This window comes from Stutzerimonas stutzeri, assembly GCF_024448715.1.
Lineage (GTDB): Bacteria > Pseudomonadota > Gammaproteobacteria > Pseudomonadales > Pseudomonadaceae > Stutzerimonas > Stutzerimonas stutzeri_AR.
On sequence record NZ_JAMOHZ010000011.1, the window covers coordinates 65,907 to 86,754 of the forward strand.

A 20,848-nucleotide genomic window follows, 5' to 3' on the forward strand; every position below is an offset into this window, starting at 1 on the left:
GGCAACGCCAACAGGGATAAAGATCGTCATGGCTTTTACTGATCCATTTATTCGCCGTCCGGTGCTGGCCAGCGTGATCAGCCTATTGATCGTGCTGCTCGGCTTCCAGGCCTTCAACAGCTTGGTGATCCGCCAGTATCCACAAATGGAAAACGCACTGATCACGGTGACGACCGCCTACCCTGGCGCGAACGCCGAAACTATCCAGGGCTATATCACCCAGCCGCTGCAGCAAAGTCTGGCCAGCGCCGAAGGCGTGGATTACATGACTTCGGTGAGCCAGCAGAACCTCTCGGTCATCTCAGTGTACGCACGCATCGGCGCCGACACCGACCGGCTCTACACCGAACTGTTGAGCCAGGCCAACTCAGTGAAGAACCAGCTGCCGCAAAACGCCGAAGACCCGGTACTGAACAAGCAAGCCGCCGACTCCACCGCGCTCATGTACATCAGTTTCTACAGCGAGCAACTGAGCAATCCGCAAATCACCGATTACCTGTCACGGGTCATTCAACCGAAGTTGGCCACCCTGCCCGGCATGGCCGAGGCGGAGATTCTCGGCAATCAGGTCTTCGCCATGCGCCTGTGGCTGGATCCGGTGAAACTTGCCGCGTACGGCCTCTCTGCAAGCGATGTGAACGAGGCGGTGCGTAAGTACAACTTTCTTTCTGCGGCGGGCGAAGTGAAGGGGCAGTACGTCGTCACCAGCATCAACGCAGACACCGAATTGAAGACCCCCGAGGCATTCGCAGCCATACCCTTGACGACTCAAGGCGATAGTCGCGTGCTACTCGGAGATGTCGCGCGGGTCGAGATGGGCGCCGAAAGCTACAACGCCATCAGCTCATTTGACGGCATCCCTTCGGTCTACATCGGCATTAAGGGCACCCCGAGCGCCAATCCATTGGATGTCATCAGCGAAGTGCGTGCGGTGATGCCGGAGATTGAATCGCAGCTCCCACCAAGCCTGAAGGTAACCATTGCCTACGATGCCACGCGCTTCATCCAGGCTTCGATCGACGAGGTGGTGAAAACCCTCGCCGAGGCGGTCGTCATCGTTATCGTCGTGGTCTTCCTGTTCCTCGGCTCACTGCGCTCGGTGCTGATTCCGGTGGTGACCATACCGCTGTCGATGATCGGCGTGATGTTCTTCATGCAGACCATGGGTTACTCGATCAACCTGCTGACGCTACTGGCGATGGTACTGGCGATCGGCCTAGTGGTGGACGATGCCATCGTCGTGGTGGAAAACATCCATCGACACATCGAGGACGGGAAGACGCCGTTCCAGGCGGCCATTGACGGCGCCCGCGAAATCGCCATGCCGGTCGTCACCATGACTATCACTTTAGCTGCGGTGTATGCGCCGATCGGCTTTCTACAGGGCCTGACCGGGGCCCTGTTTCAGGAATTCGCCCTGACGCTGGCCGGCGCCGTGCTGATTTCCGGCGTAGTGGCACTGACGCTGTCACCTATGATGTGCTCACGACTGTTGCGCCATGAAGAAAACCCTTCGGGCTTGGCACATCGGCTGGATCTACTGTTCGACCGGCTTAAGTTGCGTTATCAGAACGCCTTGCACGGCACGCTGAATACCCGCCCTGTAGTGCTGGTGTTCGCGGTAATCGTTCTCGGGCTGATTCCGGCGCTACTCAAATTCACCGAAAGCGAACTGGCACCGGATGAAGACCAGGGCATCATCTTCATGATGGCCAGCGCGCCGCAAACGGCCAATCTTGATTACCTGAACGCTTACACCGATCAGTTTCTGGAAATCTTCAAATCGTTTCCCGAGTACTACTCGTGGTTCCAGATCAATGGTTTCGACGGTGTGCAGAGCGGTATCGGCGGGTTCCTGATGAAGCCTTGGGATGAGCGCGAGCGCACCCAGATGGAAGTGCTGCCGGAACTTCAAACGCGTATCGACAACATCCCTGGCTTGCAGGTATTCGGCTTCAACCTGCCGTCCCTGCCCGGCACCGGCGAAGGCCTGCCGTTCCAGTTCGTGGTCAATACGGCGAACGACTACGAGTCGCTACTGCAAGTGACCGAACGCATTAAGGAGAAAGCTCAGGCATCCGGCAAGTTCGCCTTTCTCGATGTGGACTTGGCATTCGACAAGCCCGAGATCGTCGTCGACATCGACCGCGAAAAGGCCGCGCAAATGGGCGTGACCATGGAAGACCTTGGCGTGACGCTGGCCACCCTGCTCGGCGAGAGCGAGATCAATCGTTTCACTATCGAGGGCCGCAGCTATAAGGTAATCGCCCAGGTCGAACAGGCGTACCGGGACAATCCAGGTTGGCTGAGCAACTATTACGTGAAGAACGACCAGGGCGAAATGCTGCCGTTGTCGACGCTGATCGAGGTGCATGACCGGGCTCGTCCGACCCAGCTGAAACAATTTCAACAGCTTAATGCGGCGACAATTCAGGGCTTCCCTATCGTCAGCATGGGCGAGGCCATCGATACACTGCGCAGCATCGCTCAGGAGGAAGCGCCGCAGGGCTTCAGCTTCGATTACGCCGGCGCATCGCGCCAGTACATTCAGGAGGGTAGCGCCCTGTACACGACCTTCGCGCTCGCACTGGCAGTGATCTTTCTGGTGCTGGCGGCGCAGTTCGAGAGCTTCCGCGATCCGCTGGTGATTCTTGTCACCGTGCCACTGTCGATCTGTGGCGCACTGGTGCCGCTGTTTCTGGGTCTGTCGAGCATGAACATCTATACCCAGGTCGGGCTGGTGACATTGATCGGCCTGATCAGCAAGCACGGCATCATGATCGTCGAGTTCGCCAACCAGCTGCGCCAGGAGCGCGGCATGAGTCGTCGTGCGGCGGTAGAGGAAGCGGCGGCAATTCGCCTGCGACCCGTATTGATGACGACGGCAGCGACGGTGTTCGGCATGGTTCCACTGATTCTGGCCAGCGGTGCCGGCGCCGTCAGTCGCTTCGACATCGGCCTGGTAATCGCCACGGGGATGACGGTGGGCACACTTTTTACCCTGTTCGTGCTGCCGGCCGTTTACACGATGCTAGCAAGCCCGGACCGCGCGGCTTCAGCCGATAGATAGTTTGAGCGCGACTGATCGCCCTCTTCTAAGGTCGCGCTCCCTCCCCTATCGATAGGGCAAGGCCTGTAGCGGAAATCAACCTCGACCCACCAAGCTTTGCGACAAGCCGTACATGAACAACAACAGATCGTGATCGGGTCGTATTCCCGATGCCGAAACCCTGTCCATACGTGGCACCGGGCAATGCTCACTGAGCGCACTGCGCGCCACGACCTTGGCATCCGGCTCGCTCCAAGCTGCCGCGCACAGCGAGGCAACGCCAAGCGCGCCGATAAAAAACAATCCTCGTGCAATTTCAAGCTTCATCGCGCAAGCCCTTGTTATTACGTGAGCCGAGGAGCTCAACATAGTCCACAAACGGGTAGCGTGCCGAAGAAAGATGACAAGCGGTTACTCAATAGCAAAAGCGTCTGACGCATAGCAAAAAAGCCGCCCGTCAGCAGCATCTCGCGGGGTGCAACTCATCGTCTGTGCGCGATGGACTTCGCCCATCCGAGCGAGAAGCACGACCCTGCTGCCAACGAAACCCGCCCAAAGCCGATAGAACGCTGCCAATTCCCTAAGGCATCCACAAGCGCACAAAAAAGCCCCGCACGAGGCGGGGCTTTTTTACAACTCGGAACGGCTGGCTTACATCATGCCGCCCATGCCACCCATACCGCCCATGCCACCCATGTCCGGCATGGCTGGAGCAGCCTTATCGTCGATGCTTTCGGCGACCATGGCTTCAGTGGTAACCATCAGACCGCCGATCGAGGCAGCAGCCTGTAGTGCGGAACGGGTAACCTTGGCCGGATCGAGGATACCCATCTCGATCATGTCGCCGTAGGTGTCGGACGCAGCGTTGAAGCCGAAGTTGCCTTCGCCCTGCTTGACCTTGTCAACAACCACACTCGGCTCGCCGCCAGCGTTGGCCACGATCTGGCGCAGCGGTGCTTCGACAGCGCGGCGCAGCAAAGCGATACCGACGTTCTGGTCTTCGTTCTCGCCCTTGAGCTCGGAGATGGCCTGCAGCGCGCGAACCAGCGCGACACCACCGCCAGGAACCACGCCTTCTTCGACGGCCGCACGAGTAGCGTGCAGGGCGTCTTCAACGCGAGCCTTCTTCTCTTTCATCTCGACTTCGGTACCGGCACCGACCTTGATCACGGCAACACCGCCAGCCAGCTTGGCCAGACGCTCTTGCAGCTTCTCTTTGTCGTAGTCGGACGTGGTGTCTTCGACCTGCTTGCGGATCTGCGCAACACGGGCTTCGATGTCAACCTGCTGACCGGCACCATCGATGATGGTGGTGTTTTCCTTGTTCAGGACGACACGCTTGGCGTTACCCAGGTGCTCCAGGGTAGCGGTTTCCAGGCTCAGGCCGACTTCTTCGGAGATCACGGTACCGCCAGTCAGGATAGCGATGTCCTGCAGCATGGCCTTGCGACGATCGCCGAAGCCAGGCGCCTTGACCGCAGCAACCTTGACGATGCCGCGCATGTTGTTGACGACCAGAGTCGCCAGCGCTTCGCCTTCGACATCTTCAGCAACGATCAGCAGCGGACGGCCAGCCTTGGCGACAGCTTCCAGCACCGGCAGCATTTCGCGGATGTTAGAGATCTTCTTGTCAACCAGCAGCAGCAGCGGGCTGTCCAGCTCGGCAACCATGGTGTCCGGCTTGTTGATGAAGTACGGGGACAGGTAGCCGCGGTCGAACTGCATGCCTTCTACGACGGACAGTTCGTTTTCCAGGCCCGAGCCTTCCTCAACGGTAATGACGCCTTCCTTGCCGACCTTTTCCATGGCTTCAGCGATGATCGCGCCGATGGAAGTATCGGAGTTGGCGGAGATGGTGCCGACCTGCGCAATGGCTTTGAAGTCGGTGCACGGCTTGGCCAGATTCTTCAGCTCGGCAACAACGGCGATGGTCGCCTTGTCGATGCCGCGCTTCAGATCCATCGGGTTCATGCCGGCAGCGACGGCTTTCAGGCCTTCGTTGACGATGGCCTGGGCCAGAACGGTAGCGGTAGTGGTGCCGTCACCGGCTTCGTCGTTGGCCTTGGACGCAACGTCCTTGACCAGCTGCGCGCCCATGTTCTCGAAACGATCCTTCAGCTCGATTTCTTTGGCAACGGAAACGCCGTCCTTGGTGATGGTCGGAGCGCCGAAGCTCTTTTCGAGAACCACGTTACGGCCTTTCGGGCCGAGGGTCGCTTTTACCGCGTCAGCCAGGGTGTTGACACCAGCGAGCATCTTCTTGCGAGCGGAGTCGCCAAATTTAACTTCTTTAGCAGCCATGTTGATTCTTCCTCAAATTCTGTTGATGGAGCGCAGTTCGCTTTGAGCGAGCGCTGATCAGGCTTCGACGACGGCGAGAATCTCGTTCTCGCTCATCACCAGCAGATCTTCACCGTCAACCTTGACGGTATTGCTGCCGGAGTAAGGGCCGAATACGACCTGGTCGCCAACCCTGACGGCCAGCGCGCGTACTTCGCCGTTGTCCAGAACGCGGCCAGTACCAACTGCGACGATTTCGCCACGGTTCGGCTTTTCTGCAGCGGAGCCCGGCAGCACGATGCCGCCTGCGGTCTTGGTTTCTTCTTCGCTGCGACGAATCACGACGCGGTCATGCAGAGGACGAAGCTTCATTGTCGATCTCTCCTAAGTACAGTGGTTTCCATGCCGATGCATCACATCGGCGGGTTGGCAAATCCGGCGGTGCCGGTTGCGGCCCGCAAGGCGAGCCGCAGAAGACGGACTGTCAAAACTCGACAGCGACCTTTCGGTGACCGCTACATGCGGGCGCGCAAAAGGATTTCAAGGGGAAAGGGGCGATTTTTTACATCTTAAAAAATTAAAAGACATGCCTGTACATGCTTGTTTTCTGACCGAAAAAGCGGGGTCACTTATCGCGACGCTCCCACTCGCCCTCGATCACGTTTGGACGCTGTGGCCCGGCGCGATGCTCTTGCTGTTGGCGCAAATCATCGGCAAACGCGCGACGGCGCTCTGCCTGAGCTTCGACGCGGCGGCGGACGATGCCCAGAAACAGCTTGCGCGACGGTGGAAACAGCACCAGTAATGCGATGATGTCGCTGAGAAAGCCCGGCAGGAACAGCAAACCGCCCGCGACGGCCATCATCAGGCCCTGGAGCATTTCCCGCTCCGGCAGTTCGCCGCGAGCCAGCCGCTCGCGCGCACGCCAAGCGGTGGCAAAACCTGCCAGACGCAACAGCAGAATGCCGGCCATGCCGCTGATCAGCAGCAGCAGGATGGTAGGTATCACACCGATGGAGCTGCCGACCTTGATCAGCAACGCCAGCTCGGCCAGCGGAAACAGGAGAAACAGCAATAAGAAAATGCGCATCGATAGTCCTTGACGGAAGAACGGCTTCCGATCTCGTGTAAATGACGGCAGTCTGCGCCGAATTCAACCCGTTCGTGAAAGAGGCTGTAACCGAATTATTCGCCCCTACGCTTACGTCAGGCTGAATCAGTTCCGGGCCATCGCCACCAGCGCCTGTCGCACCGCGCCTGGGTTGCGGCAAGAAGCTGGGAACGCCAGCCAGTGGATGGCCTGACCGATGCGTAGATGAAAGCCTTCGCTATCAATACCGACCATTGAGGCCTCAGGAGCTGGCGGCAACCCTGCCCGCTCGACGTAATGGGCGATCGCCGCAGCATGGTCGCTATTCATATGCTCGAGCATTTCGCCTTCGCCACCATCAGCCTGGGCGAACGGATTGGCCAGAGCAACGCCGTCCAACCAGTGAATCGCACCGAAGCCACCGATGTAGCGCCAGCGCACCGGTTGCAGGACGCAGAAATCGAAATCGTGTACGCGGTGGTAATCGCGTGACTCGGGGAAGTAGCGGTAGTAGCGCTCGGCTGCCGCGTCGATGGCCAGCGATTCGGTGAGCAGCCGCGCCTCGGCCAGCATGGTCAGACGGCCGGTTGCCTGCACGTCTTCAGCGCCGCGCTCTGCGATTAGCAACGAGCAACGCGGATCGGCTTTGAGGTTTTTCGTGTGCTGGGCAATGCGGCTGATCAGGATCAGCGGACAGCCGTCCTCACTCAGGCAGTAGGGTACCGCCGACCCGAAGGGATATCCGGGCATCGCCTGGGAGTGCGTAGAGAGCACGCCACGGTATTCCTTGAGTAGGAGTTGTCGGGCATGCTTGACGGCTTCAGCGCTCACAGGGGCTCCTCGATAAGTTTGTTTGATTCAACGGGGTGCTCAGCATAACGGTTTCACCTGCTGGGGCGTCGTTTCTCGCAGCAGAACTACCAAAAGGAGATTCGCATGCAGCTCAAAGACAAGGTCATCATTATCACCGGTGGCGGCCAGGGCCTCGGACGCGCGATGGGGGAGTACCTCGCTGGCAAAGGCGCACGGCTGGCATTGGTCGACCTCAATCAGGATCGTCTGAACGAAGCTGTAGCGGCCTGCAAGAGCGCCGGTGGCGATGCGCGAGCCTATCTGTGCAACGTCGCCAATGAAGAACAGGTCAGCCACATGGTGAGCCAGGTCAGCGATGACTTCGGCGGCCTCGATGGCCTCGTCAACAATGCCGGCATCCTCCGTGATGGCCTGACCATCAAGGTAAAAGACGGCGAACTGTCAAAGATGAGCCTGGCGCAATGGCAGGCTGTAATCGACGTCAACCTGACCGGGGTATTCCTCTGCACCCGTGAGGTAGCGGCAAAGATGATCGAACTGAAGCGTCAGGGCGCGATCGTCAACATCTCCTCGATCTCGCGCGCCGGCAACATGGGCCAGGCGAACTACTCGGCTGCCAAGGCCGGTGTCGCTGCCGATACAGTGGTTTGGGCCAAGGAACTGGCGCGCTACGGCATACGCGTTGCGGGTGTTGCGCCGGGCTTCATCGAAACCGAAATGGTCGCCAGCATGAAACCCGAAGCACTCGAGAAGATGACGGCCGGCATTCCGCTCAAGCGACTCGGCAAGCCCATGGAGATCGCCCACTCGGTCGCGTACATTTTCGAGAACGACTATTACACCGGGCGAATTTTGGAGCTGGACGGCGGGCTGCGCCTGTAAAGACGCAAGTAAAAAGCGACGCTTGACTGGGCGTCGCTTTTTACATTTGCTGTCACTCCGCTGGCTCGTCCAGCCTCCGGCTTTTTCTTGCAGTTTGAAGCTTACCAACCTATCCCAAAGCCGATGCTGTAGCGCGTCTCGTCGAGATTGCTTTCCGCGCCACTGACGATATCTTTTTCGGCTTTCATATTGAGCGATGCCCAGTCGGTCACCTTGTAGCGCAGGCCCACCTCGGCATCGAGTTCGTAATCAGCGACATTCTCCAGCGGCTTGCCGATTTCGCCGTTACTGAACAGCTCGAACGTCTTGCCCACCAGATAACGGTTGTAGTCCCACTTCATGGCCAGCGAGTAGAAATTTTCCTTCTCTCCGCTCGCAAATTCGTAGTCACTGCGGTTGACCAGCGAAGCCAGGGAGAAAGCACCCAAGTCGTTGTCCCAGAACTGATAACCCGGACCGGTACCTATGGTGCGCTGACGGCGAATATCCTCGACCTTGTCGCGCTTGTATTCAAAGCGCCCCTGCCAGAACCAGTGCTCATCGATAAAGCGGTCCAGCGCGTATTCGGCATCCCAGTTGTCCGTCGCGGTGACGCCATCGCGGTATTCACGGTTGTAATTGGCGATTGCGTTGTGGCGCCAAAGGCCATGACGCGCCGAGGTATCGAAGGATACGTCGTAGTCGTCAGTATCGGTTTCAGCGCGCTTGTAGTCCATTGCGACATCCACGTTGCCCTTCCAGGTCAGATCCTGGATCAGCGGCTTCGGATGGATGATTTGCGAGATGCTGGCAAGCTCGACCGTGCGCGGTGCGCCGCCGTTGGTCAGAGTGACCTTGCCATCGTCGGCGGCCTGCAGCGATTTCGCCACTTCGCCTGTGACATCGTCCTGTTTGACCAGTAGTTGCTGATTGCTTTCCAGCGTTGCGACCTGACTCCATTTCACTGGAATCGAGCCGCCATAATCGGTCTCGATAAGTAATTTTCCGCCATCGAGCACGCTGATCTTTCCGGTCAGGCGATCACCATTTTTCAGCCATACGGTATCTGCGAGCGACGGCAGGGAGAATACGGAAAGGGACACGCAAAAAAGAGTTTTGGAGAACATAAAGTGCTGAAATTCTGGGTAAGTGCGGTTAAAAGGCTGGCATTATCCCTATGCTTTTAATTACAGCAAGCACTGACCGCTGAATGGGAGCCTAGTTCATGTGCTGCTCTGAACGACAAGCCAGCCGTACATAGGAAGCATCTAGCATGATTGAGCAACCGCCTCTGTTACCGCCCGGTGCTGATGCCGAGTCCCGTCGCTCGGCCGTCTATTTGGTCATGGCACAAATACCTGAAGGCAAGGTCGTGAGCTATGGCGAACTGGCCGCCATGGCTGGGCTCGGCCGTGCAGCACGCTGGGTCGGCAGGCTGATGTCGCAACTACCCAATGACACCAGCCTGCCCTGGCACAGAGTGATCGCCGCCGGAGGGCGCCTAAGCCTGCCAGCCGGCAGCGCTGCCGGGCACGAGCAGCGCATGCGCCTGCGCGCCGAAGGAGTGACCATCTTTAACGACCGCGTGGACATACGTCGGCACGGCTGGCATTCGGCGGAGTACAGCGGGTAGAGTGCGCGCTTCATGTTTATCTCCGTCCCGTCATATGTCCCGTGAAACCTGGCGCTCCGCCCTCGCCGCCTATGCCAGCCCTGCCTCGCTGACGTTACTGGTGCTCGGCTTCGCCGCAGGCCTCCCGGCAATCCTGGTGTTTTCAACGCTCTCGGTATGGCTGCGCGAAGCAGGCGTATCACGCGAAACCATCGGTTTTGCCAGCTGGATCAGCCTGGCCTACGCCTTCAAGTGGGTCTGGTCGCCGATGCTTGACCAATGGCGCCTGCCCTGGATCGGCGCGCTGGGCCGGCGCCGCTCCTGGCTGGTGCTGTCACAGGCGGTGATTGCCATTGGCCTGGTCGGCATGGCGCTGTGTAACCCGCAACACAACCTGACCATGCTGATCGCTTTGGCCGTCGCGGTCGCCTTCGCCTCGGCGACCCAGGACATCGCCATCGATGCCTACCGCCTGGAGATCGCCGAAGACAAGCTGCAAGCGACGTTGGCAGCAAGCTACATGACCGGTTACCGCATCGCCATGCTACTGGCTAGCGCCGGCGCGTTATTTCTCGCTGAATGGCTAGGCTCGACCAACCTCGAGTACAGCCAGACCGCCTGGGCGACCACCTATATCGCCTTCGCCCTGCTGATTCTGCCGGGGCTGATCACCAGTCTGCTGATTCCGGAGCCCCAAGGTGCGGCTCCGTTGCCCAATGAGCCCTCGAAGTTCAGCTTCAACCACCAGTTGGCAGCGGTTGGCCTGTTGCTGGTGTTGCTCATTTCCGTGCCGGCGATGATCAACGCCCTGATTGCCCAGGCTTGGCCGCGCGCAACTCTATATCTACTGTTTATCATCGGTTCGCTGTCGCCTTGGGGCCGCTCCTTGCTGGTTCCGGTGCGACAAATGCTGCATCAGGCAGGTCAGCGCCAGCGCCCTGCTCGGTTCGATTTCGTTCACCAGGCGGTCTCGGTGATCGTGCTGATCATCCTGATGGTATCGACCACCGGCATGTTCCAGTCCTACTGGGGAGGTTACTGGCCACGCGGCACCATGTACCTGCTGATCTGCTGGGGCTGCCTGTCTGGGCCCGGCCGGGTGCTGATGGGCCCGGTCCTTACACCTATCACCGACTTCATCCTGCGCTATCGCTGGCAGGCTTTGCTGTTGCTGGGGTTGATTGCCACGTACCGGATGTCCGACACGGTGATGGGCGTCATGGCCAATGTCTTCTATATCGACCAAGGCTTTAGCAAGGATCAAATCGCCAGCGTCAGCAAGCTGTTCGGGTTAATCATGACCTTGCTCGGTGCGGCTTTCGGTGGTCTGTTGATTGTACGTTTCAGCATCCTCCCGATCCTGTTCCTCGGCGGAGTTGCATCCGCGGCAACCAATCTCATGTTCATGCTGCTGGTGGAAATGGGCGCGCACCTGAACATGCTGATCGTGACCATTTCCTGCGATAACTTCAGCGGTGGCCTGGCCTCCACCGCCTTCGTGGCCTACCTGTCGAGCCTGACCAACCTGAAGTTCTCGGCCACCCAGTACGCCTTGCTGAGTTCGTTGATGCTGCTGTTGCCACGCCTGCTCGGCGGCTACTCCGGTGTCATGGTGGAGCATCTCGGCTACAGCGACTTCTTCCTGGTTACCGCGTTGCTCGGCGTACCGACCCTTGTGCTGATCGTCTGGCAATGGTCACGCAGCCGCCGGCAACTGGATACGGCCGATCCGCAGGCCACCACCGAGCGAAGCTGAAAAAAAACCGGCACTTCAGGCCGTGTGTAAACGTAGCGAGCGAAGGTTAGGCAAGAACTAGGCGTCCCCACAAAAACAGGCGAGGAAGCGGACTGGGCTCGCACTCGAGTTTACGAGCTGTAAATGAGCATTCCGACTGGGCTCGCATCCGAGCCTGCTTTTAACGCGGCCTAACCGAGCGCAGTAGTTTTCACACAGCCTGACTTGCCGGTTTTTTCTGATTGAACCTCAACTCTGAACCAGATGCACCACACGCTGCGGAAACGGAATACCGATCCCCGCCTCGTCGAAGCTTTCCTTCACCCGCTCGGTAAATTCGAAAGTCACTGGCCAGAAGTCACCGGTTGCCACCCACACCCGTAGCGATAGATTCACCGAGTTATCAGCCAGGGCGGTGACATAGACCACCGGCTCTGGATCGCGCAGCACGCGTTCGTCATCGGCGATTTCCAACAGAATCTTGCGTGCCAGCTTGATATCCGAGCCGTAATCGATACCGATGTTGATATCGGCGCGACGACGCGGTTCACGGGAATAATTGGTGATGTGGCCGTTGGACAGGCTGCCATTGGGCACCACGATGGTCTTGTTGTCGCCGGACTTGAGGATCGTATGGAAGATCTGAATTGAATGCACAGTCCCGGCGACACCCTGGGCTTCGATCCATTCACCCACGCGGATCGGGCGAAACAGCAGAATCAACACCCCGCCAGCAAAATTGGCCAGGCTGCCTTGCAGCGCTAGACCAATGGCCAGACCGGCCGCACCGATTACCGCGATAAACGAGGTCGTTTCCACCCCGATCATCGATGCCACGCTGACCAGCAGCAGGATCTTCAGCACGATACCCGAAAGGCTCTCGATGAAACCGTGCAGCGAAGGATCGACCTGGCGTCGCTGTAGCAGACCGCCGAGCTTGCTGACGAGCTTGTTGATCAGCCACCAGCCAATCAGGAAGGTCGCTAGCGCCAGCAATAGCTGAGCACCGTATTGAAGAACGATCGGCAACCATGCCTCGGAAAGATCGACCAGATAATCGACACTGAAATCCATCAGTAGGAATCTCCTTAAGACACCGAACGATCCGGGAGGACCGCTCGGTTAAAGCGGGAACGGCACGCTAGCGTGCAGGTAATCAGTCGCGGAAGTTGTTGAATTGCAGCGGCATACCGAAATCCTTGGCTCGCAGCAGCGCGATGGCTTCCTGCAAATCGTCGCGTTTCTTGCCGGTTACCCGAACCTGCTCACCCTGGATAGCTGCCTGGACCTTGAGCTTGGCCTCTTTGATATAGGCGACGATCTTCTTCGCCAGCTCCTTGTCGATACCCTCGCGCAGCACGACGTCTTGCTTGACTGATTTTCCGGAGGGGAACGGATCCTTGAATTCCAGACACTGGATATCGATCTTGCGCTTGACCAGGCTCAGCTTGAGGATTTCCAGCATCTGCTCAAGCTGGAAATCGGCATCCGCAGTCAAATGGACCGTCAGTTCCTTGAACTCGAAACTGCCTTTACCGCGCAGATCGTAACGCCGATCCAGTTCCTTGACAGCGTTGTCGACGGCGTTGGTGACTTCGTGCTTGTCCAATTCGGACACCACGTCGAACGAGGGCATGGGCTTCCTCCAGATAGAAAACGGCGCGACGGTGTGATCCAGCGCGCTTAGCTTGACGGTTCAAATGCGCCATCATTATAACTGTTCAGGCCAGTAACGCCCGACCACCCATGTTATGGCAATCCCCCTCTTCACTGAGCTCCTGCATGCCCAACCCTCAACTCAGCATCCTGGTGGTCGACGACGCCAAGTTTTCCAGCGTGATGATCGGTCGCGTCCTGTCCAAGGCCGGTTATGAAGATGTCCGCTTCGCCAATAGCGCCAGCGCCGCGTTGGAGCTGATCGAGCAGCGCCCAGCCAATGTTCTGCTCGCCGACTGGTTGATGCCTGAAATGGACGGCTTGGAACTAACCGGCCAGGTGCGCCAGCAGGACGAAATGTCCGATCACTACACCTATATCATCCTGCTTACCGGGCGCGACGGTCAGGACGTATTGAGCAAGGCTTTCGATCACGGTGTGGATGACTTCATTGGCAAGTCGGCTATGAACGACCAACTGGTGCCACGGATTTACGCCGCTGATCGCATCTGCGGCTCCCTGCAGCGACTGATGCGGGAAAACCGCCTGCTGACCGAAAACATCGCCAGTCTTGAACAGCGCAACCTGATCGACCCGGTCACAGGCCTCGGCAACACACGTTATCTCAGGCAAAAACTCGGCGACAGCCTGCGTCAGATCGAAAGCCGTGGCGGAGCACTGTGCTACCTGGCGATCGGTCTTCCGGAAATCGCCAGCCAGCGGCAGCGCTACGGTGAACATTTCCATCATGAACTGCTGCGCGGTGTGGCGCGGCGCCTGCAGCAGCTGGTACGACCGCTGGATATCCTCACCCGACTGGATGACAACCACTTCGGCCTGCTTGCTCTGGTCGACGATCTGCAAGGTTGCTCGCCAAGCAGCTTCAAACGTCTGCACGAGGGGCTGAACCTCAAGGCCTTCAAGACCAGCGAAGGCTTCATCTCGGTCAAGGCCGGCATCGGTCTGGTCAGCCTCGACGCAGGAGCTCTGCCCGTTGACCCGCGGCTGGTGTTCGAACGCGCCGAGGCTTTGCTGCCCGATGCATACACCACGGGCCGTATCGTCCCCCTGCGTTACAGGCAACCCGCCTGATGACCGTTACCTGGCACGTTCTCGGCGCTGGGAGCCTCGGAGGGCTCTGGGCAGCGCGCCTGTTCCGCGCCGGCATGCCGCTGCGGATCGTTCTGCGCAACCCTGGACGACTTGCCGATTACCACGCCGCCGGTGGCCTCAGCCTGACCGAGGATGGCATGACCAATCTCTATCCAGTGCCCGCCGAGCTGCCGGATGCTGCCGCGCCGATACGACGGCTGCTGGTTGCCTGCAAAGCCTACGATGCCGAAGCCGCAATCGCCGAGGTGGCGCCACGGCTGTCGAATGGTTCGGAAATCCTCCTGTTGCAGAACGGTCTGGGCAGTCAGCAAGCCATCGCGGCGCGCTGGCCAGAAAGCCGCTGCGTCTTCGTTTCCAGTACCGAAGGAGCCTACCGTCAGGCGGATTTCCAGATCGTACACGCCGGCCAAGGGCAGAACTGGCTTGGCGAACCCAACCATCGAAACCCACCGCCATGGCTGGATGAATTGGTCGCCGCAGGCATTCCGCACGACTGGACCGCCGACATCCTGGGCAAGTTGTGGCGCAAGCTGGCACTCAATTGTGCAATCAATCCGCTGACCGTTCTGCATGATTGCCGCAACGGTGAATTGCTGATTCACCGCGAACAGCTACACACGCTTTGCAATGAGCTCCGCGAAATACTCACGGCGTGCAATCAGGGCGATGCGGCCCGCGGGCTCGAAGAAGAAGTGCTGCGCGTAATCGAGGCCACTGCCAACAATTACTCGTCGATGCATCAGGACGTGCGAAGCGGGCGTCGGACCGAAATCAGCTTTCTGCTCGGCCAGGCCTGTCAGGCGGCTCGGCAGCATGGTCTGGCGGCGGTCGAGCTGCACAAGCTGCTGGAGCAGCTTCAAACTTTCCTGCACCGTCACGGATTGCCCGCGGACTGAGGCACCGCTACCCTGCTGAAACACCCCTCGCCCGTGCCTGCCATGACCCTGCGCCAGCGTCTCGAAAATCTCCCGGTCGGCCGCAAGTTGCTGATCGCCCTGCTCGTACTGCTTGCTACGGTACTGCTGGTTTCCAACCTCGCGTTCATCAGTGCCGCTTACTGGATCTCCCGTCAGAGCGTCGCGCCCCAGGCCATGCATACCCTCGGGGCACTATTTGCAACACCCGAACTGAGCAACCGCGCCCTCGAATCCGAAGCGGCTGCCAACGAACTGCTGCAGAAGTTGAACGACTACGCCCCGCTACGTGCAGCCATGATCTACGACAGCACTGGCCGAAGCCTGGCGCAACTGTATCGCGGCGACCCGCTGGACCTGCCGCAGCATATCAGCAAGCTTCCGGCATGGCAGATGACCGAAATGCGCGCCAACCTATTGGTTGAGCTGCCGCAAGCAGCAGGCCCGCCGGGTCACTTTCTAATCGTCGCCAGCAGCGAATTGCCTGGCGCTTTCTATACCGGCACCCTGACCGCCAGCGTTGCAATTCTCGTGGCCAGTCTGTTGCTGTGGGTCTTGGTCGCGCGGCAGATACGCAGGTTGATCACCCGCCCGATCCGCGACCTTGAAGCCCTGTCCCGTCAGGTGACGCGTGAGGAAAACTACTCATTGCGGGCGACGCCCAGAAACCAGGACGAGATCGGTCACCTTGCCGATGCGTTCAACACCATGCTGTCGCGTATGGAGGCCCGCGAGCAGCAGCTCAAGCGCGCCCGAGACGATGCCCAGGACGCCTTTGACCATGCCCAGGGGCTGGCGGAGGAAACCCGTCACTCCAACCGCAAGCTGGAGCTGGAGGTTCAGGTCCGCAGCAAGATCGAAAAAAAGCTCACCGGCTTTCAGAACTACCTGAACAGCATCATCGACTCGATGCCATCGGTCCTGATCGCGTTAGACGAGCAACTCTACGTGACCCAGTGGAACCAGCAGGCCAGCGCGCTCTCCGGCACCTCTATCGACGATGCGCTGAACCAGCCGGTATTCATTGCCTTCGAGCCGCTTAAGCCCTTTCTCACACAGATTCGCCGTACATCCGAACGGCATCAGGTGGAGAAGATCGAGCGCGTCACCTGGACGTTCAACGATCAGCCCCGGCATTACGCGCTGACGCTCTATCCACTGATGGGAGGCGGCGGCCGCGGCGTGGTAATTCGCATCGACGACATCACCGAGCGCATCAATATGGAAGAAATCATGGTGCAGTCGGAAAAAATGCTTTCTGTGGGCAGCCTGGCCGCCGGCATGGCGCACGAGATCAACAACCCTCTCGGTGCAATTCTGCACAACGCACAGAACATCCGCCGACGCCTGTCTCCCGACTTGGAGCGAAACCGCGAGGCGGCCGATGAAACCGGCGTGTTGCTGGAAGCAGTCAACCAATATCTGCAGCGGCGGGAAATACCGCAGCTGCTCGATGGTATCCAACAAGCCGGCTCACGTGCGGCGAAGATCGTCAGCCATATGCTGAGCTTCAGTCGTCTGAGCAACCGGCAACTGGCTGAATGCCAACTGACCGTGTTGATCGACCAGGCGCTGGAGATCGCAGGCAACGACTTCGCCCTGATCGATAGCTTCGATTTTCGCTCCATCGAAATAGTCCGCGACTTCGATCCACAGGTAGATCGCGTGCCCTGCATCGGCAACGAACTCGAACAGGTATTGCTGAACCTGCTGAAAAACGCTGCGCAGGCCATTCACCAGAAACCCGAGCGGACGCGAGGGCAGATCATCCTGCGCACGCGGTTGAACCCGCCATGGGCCGAAATCCAGGTGGAAGACAACGGTGTCGGCATACCCGAACACATCCGCAAGCGAATCTTCGAGCCTTTTTTCACCACCAAGGAAGTAGGCCAGGGAACCGGGTTGGGACTTTCCGTCTCGTATTTCATCATCACCAACAATCACAAAGGCCAAATGGAAGTGCAGTGCAGGCCGGACCAGGGCACCACCTTTACCCTGCGTCTGCCGCTGGTATCGCCGTCCGAGGCCAACGACACCTGAACCAAGGAATCGCAGATGGGCAATCGACTTTCGAAAATCTATACACGCACCGGCGATACCGGAGAAACCGGACTGGCCGACGGCCGTCGCGTGCCCAAGGATCACCCGCGGGTCGAAGCCATGGGCGAGATCGATACGCTCAATAGCCAGTTGGGCCTGCTACTCGCCGAGCTTGCCGAAGCCCAGGTGCAATGGCCGGATCTGGCTGAGCTGATCGAGGTATTAGCGCCTTGCCAACACCGCCTGTTCGATCTGGGTGGTGAACTGGCGATGCCGGAATATCAGGCGTTGACGGAAGCCGAGGTAGCCCGCCTGGAGGCCGCAATAGATCACTGGAATGCCGAACTCGGGCCGCTCGAAGACTTCATCATGCCCGGCGGCTCGCGACTGATTGCCCTCGCCCATCTATGCCGCAGCATGGCCCGCACCAGCGAAAGGCGCTGTCAGCAGCTCAACGCCGTCGAGCCGCTGCGACCGGTTGGGCTGGCCTATCTCAATCGTTTATCGGATCTACTGTTCGTCGTCGCACGACTGATCGCGCGTCGCCAGGGCTGTGCGGAAATTCTCTGGCACGCCGCCAACGCACCCATCAATGCCGATGGCTGAACGCGCCGCAGACCAACGCCGATCCCTCGACGGGCTGCACGCCGCCTGGGAAACGTTCATCGTTCTGTTGGTCTGCATCAACCTGGGACTGATCCTGTTCGACAGCCTATTCATCGTGCAGCCGATCAACCAAATGTTCGCCAGCTGGTTGCCTGGATTGCATCAGCAGTACGAGACGATCGTCCACCGCAACTTTCAACTGATCGATCTATGTTTCGTCGCGGTATTCATTCTCGATGTGATCCTTGGCTGGACCGTTGCGTTGTTCGAGCGGCGCTATGCCCGCTGGTACTACTACCCCTTCGCACACTGGTACGACGTACTCGGCTGCATTCCGCTAAGCGGGTTCCGCTGGTTACGTGTGTTGCGGGTAGGCAGTTTGCTGATCCGGCTTCAGCGGCTGGGCCTGATCGACATTCGCAGCTGGGCCGTCTATGGACTGGTCAAACGCTACTACCTGATGCTGCTGGAAGAGCTTGCGGACCGGGTTATGGTGCGCCTGTTCAGCCGCCTGCAGCAGGAGATCGGTGCCAGCGATGACCTATCCCGACGCTTGCTGCAAGAAGTCGTGCGACCGCGCAAGGATCGCTTGCTGAATGATTTGTCACGGCGGTTGCAGGGGATGCTGGAGAGCGGCTACCGCGACCATCGTGGCGCCATCGAAGGTTATGTGGGCGGATTGATTCACCAGGCACTTGCGAACAACCCCGAGGTGGCCAGCCTGCGCCGCCTACCATTGGGTGGCAGAGTCGCCGACACCTTGGACGAGGCGCTCGCCGATATTGCTGCACGGCTGCTGCAAGGTGCGGCCGACGGGCTGCAAAGTCCGCAATTCCAGCGATTGGCACGCAGCCTGGCCGACGAGTTTTTCGAAGCCTGGGTCTATCAGGATGAGGACACTGACTTGGCCCTGGAAGAGCTGCTGGTGGACGTTATCGAGGTGCTCAAGCAGCAAGTGCTCGATCGCCGCTGGAGCCGCTTCGTCGGTCCGATCCAGCCGCCTACTCCGCCAGGCTAGGATCTTGCGGCAGCCGCAGCGCCTTCCTGCTGATCCAGGCGCGCACCAACCACCATCTCGGTCGCCCACTTGACCAGGATGTCCGTATAGGCCTTTTGGCAACAATCGCTGGTCAAGGCGTGATCTGCACCCAGGATGATGCGGTGGGTCAGCGAGTGAGTCTGATGGAACGCCGCACGGTAGTTCATGATCGTCGTATGCGGGACCAGATGATCATGCTCCGACTCGACGATCAGCACGTCGCCGTGAAACGAGGCACAGGCCGCTAGCGCCCGATTCTCTTCGGCAACGACACGCCGACCGCGCAGCTGATTGAGCAAATCACGATTCAGTTGACGCTTGGGCACCATCCAATCGTCGTCCGAGTACAGCGCCGGTACGCGCATGGCCAACCATTTCACGGGTCGCAAGGAGGTGAGTAGCGCCGCCAGATAACCCCCATAGCTAGTGCCAACCACGGCGATGGCCGATGAGTCGATGTTCGGATGCTGCACCAACAGGTCGTAGGCGGCCAATAGATCGTTCAGGTTCTGCTCGCGCGTGACGGTCTGCTGTTGCGCCAAGGTCAGGGCATGCCCACGCAGGTCGAACGACAGACAAATGCAGCCGAGACCGGCGATGCCTCTGGCGCGCGTCAGGTCGCGTTCCTGGCTGCCACCCCAGCCATGTACGAAGAGCACACCGGGTAGCTTGGTCGGAGGCGACAGAAAGGTACCGGCGATATGTTCGTCGTCAACCAGGATGTCTACGCTTTCACTGTGGGTTGCCATGATCCCTCACCGTTACGTACTTGGTTATGAAGCCCACATCGGCGTCTTCATCGCGAAACAGCACGATTGCGCCAGGCGGGACGCTTTGCGCCTCACCGTAAAGCTCTACGGTGGAGGCCTGAACTACACCGCTCGCGCCCTTACTGAAGGCTTCGAGCGCAGCGATTTCCGCCCCACTGGCGCCGCCGATTCGCCAGGATTGCTCCAGCACACCGGAACAGGCACGCCCGCGCCCGTCGATGCCCTGGGCGACATCGTAGTTGCGGCGGGACGCGAAAAAGCCCCGGAAGCACGCTGATGCGGCTTCGTCGTAGACCTGCGCCTGCATCACTGCCAATCGAGCCTTTTCCGGCAGATCGAGCCCCAACAGGGTGTCGTAATCACCGTCACAAACCACCAGATCCGACCCGCCGTAAACCGTTTCGCCACTGTTGTCCTGCGTCAGACGCTGGGTGCCGTAGTAGCTGACGGTCTTACCGGCAACGCGAATCTGCCCAACGCTAAAGGTGGTCACATGCTCCAGATTGGCTTCGAGGACCAAACCGTGACGAGCCAGCTCCTGCTCGTCGATGTGCTCGAGTGCCTGATCCAACTCTTGCTCGGTGCTGATCTGCGCCTGCCCTCGGCCTCCGGTGGCTAACACAGGCTTCAGCCGCAGCGGGCCTTCGTGCAGCAGTCGCCGCCCGGCCTCGCGTGCGTCAGGCAGCGAAAAAACGCTATAGCCAGGCAGTACACTGCCCGTCACTCGGCTGGCGAAGTCGCGCGACCAGCCAAAGGGCGCGTCGGCATCGGGCCGTACCAGCGGATGAGTGATGGCCTTTGTCTCGATGAAGGCCTGCGGCACCACGCCACCGAACAGGTCTTCCTCGCTTTCGAGGCCCAATTCGCGCGCGGCGTCCGTGCCGACAATGGTTCCAGGCGGCACGAAGTAGAGCGGATGTGAATAGTCGATGTCGCAGTCGTATTCGCCCATGAACACCAGCCCCTGAAGCGCGGCAAGTCTCCTTGCGAGCTGCTCGTGGACGACCCTCTCGTGTTCCGGGTAATTGGATCGATTGGCCAGGGTGACTACGACCCGGCGGGGCGTGTGCGGCGCATCCGCATTGATCATCTGTGGGCTCGCTCCATGGACTGCTGGTACATGTACGACGGCTGGACGATCGCCACCCGTTTCGCTCGTTACCACCCGAGCCAAAGCGGATCCGGTGTAACGGGATAGACCCCTGATATTGGCTATCTATCCTTTTGCAGCCGGCCAGATCGAACATTGGAAAATCGATGGAACGAAAAA

Annotated in this window: 19 protein-coding genes; 9 read left to right on the forward strand and 10 right to left on the reverse strand. The window is 59.3% G+C overall.

Translation table 11 applies throughout. The features are described 5' to 3' along the window. Window positions 1–28: 28 nt before the first annotated feature. Window positions 29–3,070, forward strand: coding sequence for a multidrug efflux RND transporter permease subunit (locus NAV33_RS20170; RefSeq protein ID WP_255983403.1), 3,042 nt, complete (start codon window positions 29–31; stop codon window positions 3,068–3,070). Between the two features lie 75 nt (window positions 3,071–3,145). Here NAV33_RS20170 and NAV33_RS20175 read toward each other — a convergent pair whose 3' ends face one another. The 5 genes from NAV33_RS20175 to NAV33_RS20195 form a co-directional block, all read right to left on the reverse strand. Continuing rightward, a complete protein-coding gene (locus NAV33_RS20175; protein ID WP_255983405.1) occupies window positions 3,146–3,376 on the reverse strand; it encodes a hypothetical protein in 231 nt (76 codons plus the stop codon). Between the two features lie 324 nt (window positions 3,377–3,700). Beyond that, on the reverse strand, window positions 3,701–5,350 hold the full coding sequence (gene groL, locus NAV33_RS20180) for a chaperonin GroEL (protein ID WP_255983407.1): 1,650 nt from the start codon (window positions 5,348–5,350) through the stop codon (window positions 3,701–3,703). 57 nt (window positions 5,351–5,407) lie between these two features. Continuing rightward, on the reverse strand, window positions 5,408–5,701 hold the full coding sequence (locus NAV33_RS20185) for a co-chaperone GroES (protein WP_255983409.1): 294 nt from the start codon (window positions 5,699–5,701) through the stop codon (window positions 5,408–5,410). Between the two features lie 253 nt (window positions 5,702–5,954). After that, window positions 5,955–6,419 carry an FxsA family protein gene (locus tag NAV33_RS20190; RefSeq protein ID WP_255983411.1) on the reverse strand — a complete coding sequence of 155 codons (465 nt, stop codon included), beginning with the start codon at window positions 6,417–6,419 and terminating at the stop codon, window positions 5,955–5,957. A gap of 126 nt (window positions 6,420–6,545) precedes the next feature. Further along, complete coding sequence (locus NAV33_RS20195; protein ID WP_255983413.1) at window positions 6,546–7,250, reverse strand: HugZ family protein; 705 nt, start codon at window positions 7,248–7,250, stop codon at window positions 6,546–6,548. A 105-nt stretch (window positions 7,251–7,355) separates the two neighbouring features. Here NAV33_RS20195 and NAV33_RS20200 point away from each other — a divergent pair, with 105 nt between their 5' ends. Then, complete coding sequence (locus NAV33_RS20200; protein ID WP_255983415.1) at window positions 7,356–8,114, forward strand: SDR family oxidoreductase; 759 nt, start codon at window positions 7,356–7,358, stop codon at window positions 8,112–8,114. A 101-nt stretch (window positions 8,115–8,215) separates the two neighbouring features. Here NAV33_RS20200 and NAV33_RS20205 read toward each other — a convergent pair whose 3' ends face one another. Further along, a complete protein-coding gene (locus NAV33_RS20205; protein WP_255983417.1) occupies window positions 8,216–9,220 on the reverse strand; it encodes a DUF481 domain-containing protein in 1,005 nt (334 codons plus the stop codon). 146 nt (window positions 9,221–9,366) lie between these two features. On the opposite strand from NAV33_RS20205, the gene NAV33_RS20210 reads away from it, so the two are divergent. After that, window positions 9,367–9,726, forward strand: coding sequence for an MGMT family protein (locus NAV33_RS20210; RefSeq protein WP_255983419.1), 360 nt, complete (start codon window positions 9,367–9,369; stop codon window positions 9,724–9,726). Window positions 9,727–9,760: 34 nt separating this feature from the next. After that, on the forward strand, window positions 9,761–11,461 hold the full coding sequence (locus NAV33_RS20215; protein ID WP_255983421.1) for an AmpG family muropeptide MFS transporter: 1,701 nt from the start codon (window positions 9,761–9,763) through the stop codon (window positions 11,459–11,461). 228 nt (window positions 11,462–11,689) lie between these two features. Here the strand turns inward: NAV33_RS20215 and NAV33_RS20220 are convergent, their stop codons facing one another. Both NAV33_RS20220 and NAV33_RS20225 read right to left on the reverse strand, forming a co-directional pair. Further along, window positions 11,690–12,514: a mechanosensitive ion channel family protein gene (locus NAV33_RS20220; RefSeq protein WP_255983422.1), complete on the reverse strand. Its 825-nt coding sequence runs from the start codon at window positions 12,512–12,514 to the stop codon at window positions 11,690–11,692. Between the two features lie 82 nt (window positions 12,515–12,596). Next, window positions 12,597–13,076 carry a YajQ family cyclic di-GMP-binding protein gene (locus tag NAV33_RS20225; protein ID WP_255983424.1) on the reverse strand — a complete coding sequence of 160 codons (480 nt, stop codon included), beginning with the start codon at window positions 13,074–13,076 and terminating at the stop codon, window positions 12,597–12,599. Between the two features lie 146 nt (window positions 13,077–13,222). Between NAV33_RS20225 and NAV33_RS20230 the strand changes: the two genes are divergently transcribed. From NAV33_RS20230 to NAV33_RS20250, 5 genes are read left to right on the forward strand one after another with little or no spacing between them, the layout of a single operon-like run. Further along, window positions 13,223–14,188, forward strand: a complete 966-nt coding sequence (locus NAV33_RS20230; RefSeq protein ID WP_255983426.1) for a GGDEF domain-containing response regulator — start codon at window positions 13,223–13,225, stop codon at window positions 14,186–14,188. Continuing rightward, window positions 14,188–15,105 carry a putative 2-dehydropantoate 2-reductase gene (locus NAV33_RS20235; protein WP_255983428.1) on the forward strand — a complete coding sequence of 306 codons (918 nt, stop codon included), beginning with the start codon at window positions 14,188–14,190 and terminating at the stop codon, window positions 15,103–15,105. Before NAV33_RS20230 ends, NAV33_RS20235 begins: the two co-directional genes overlap by 1 nt. Before the next feature lie 42 nt (window positions 15,106–15,147). After that, window positions 15,148–17,163, forward strand: coding sequence for a sensor histidine kinase (locus NAV33_RS20240; RefSeq protein WP_255983430.1), 2,016 nt, complete (start codon window positions 15,148–15,150; stop codon window positions 17,161–17,163). 15 nt (window positions 17,164–17,178) lie between these two features. After that, window positions 17,179–17,769, forward strand: coding sequence for a cob(I)yrinic acid a,c-diamide adenosyltransferase (locus NAV33_RS20245; protein WP_255983432.1), 591 nt, complete (start codon window positions 17,179–17,181; stop codon window positions 17,767–17,769). After that, window positions 17,762–18,787 (forward strand): ion transporter, encoded by a 1,026-nt coding sequence (locus tag NAV33_RS20250; protein WP_255983434.1) that lies wholly within the window; start codon window positions 17,762–17,764, stop codon window positions 18,785–18,787. Before NAV33_RS20245 ends, NAV33_RS20250 begins: the two co-directional genes overlap by 8 nt. On the opposite strand, the gene NAV33_RS20255 is transcribed toward NAV33_RS20250, so the two are convergent. Together NAV33_RS20255 and NAV33_RS20260 are read right to left on the reverse strand one after the other, a co-directional pair. Then, complete coding sequence (locus NAV33_RS20255; protein WP_255983436.1) at window positions 18,784–19,557, reverse strand: alpha/beta hydrolase family protein; 774 nt, start codon at window positions 19,555–19,557, stop codon at window positions 18,784–18,786. The two genes, NAV33_RS20250 and NAV33_RS20255, sit on opposite strands and share 4 nt — an antisense overlap. Further along, the gene (locus NAV33_RS20260; protein WP_255983438.1) at window positions 19,541–20,668 is read right to left on the reverse strand and encodes a DUF3182 family protein; all 1,128 of its coding nucleotides are present in this window, start codon (window positions 20,666–20,668) and stop codon (window positions 19,541–19,543) included. The genes NAV33_RS20255 and NAV33_RS20260 overlap by 17 nt, the downstream gene beginning before the upstream one ends. Window positions 20,669–20,848: the final 180 nt, after the last annotated feature.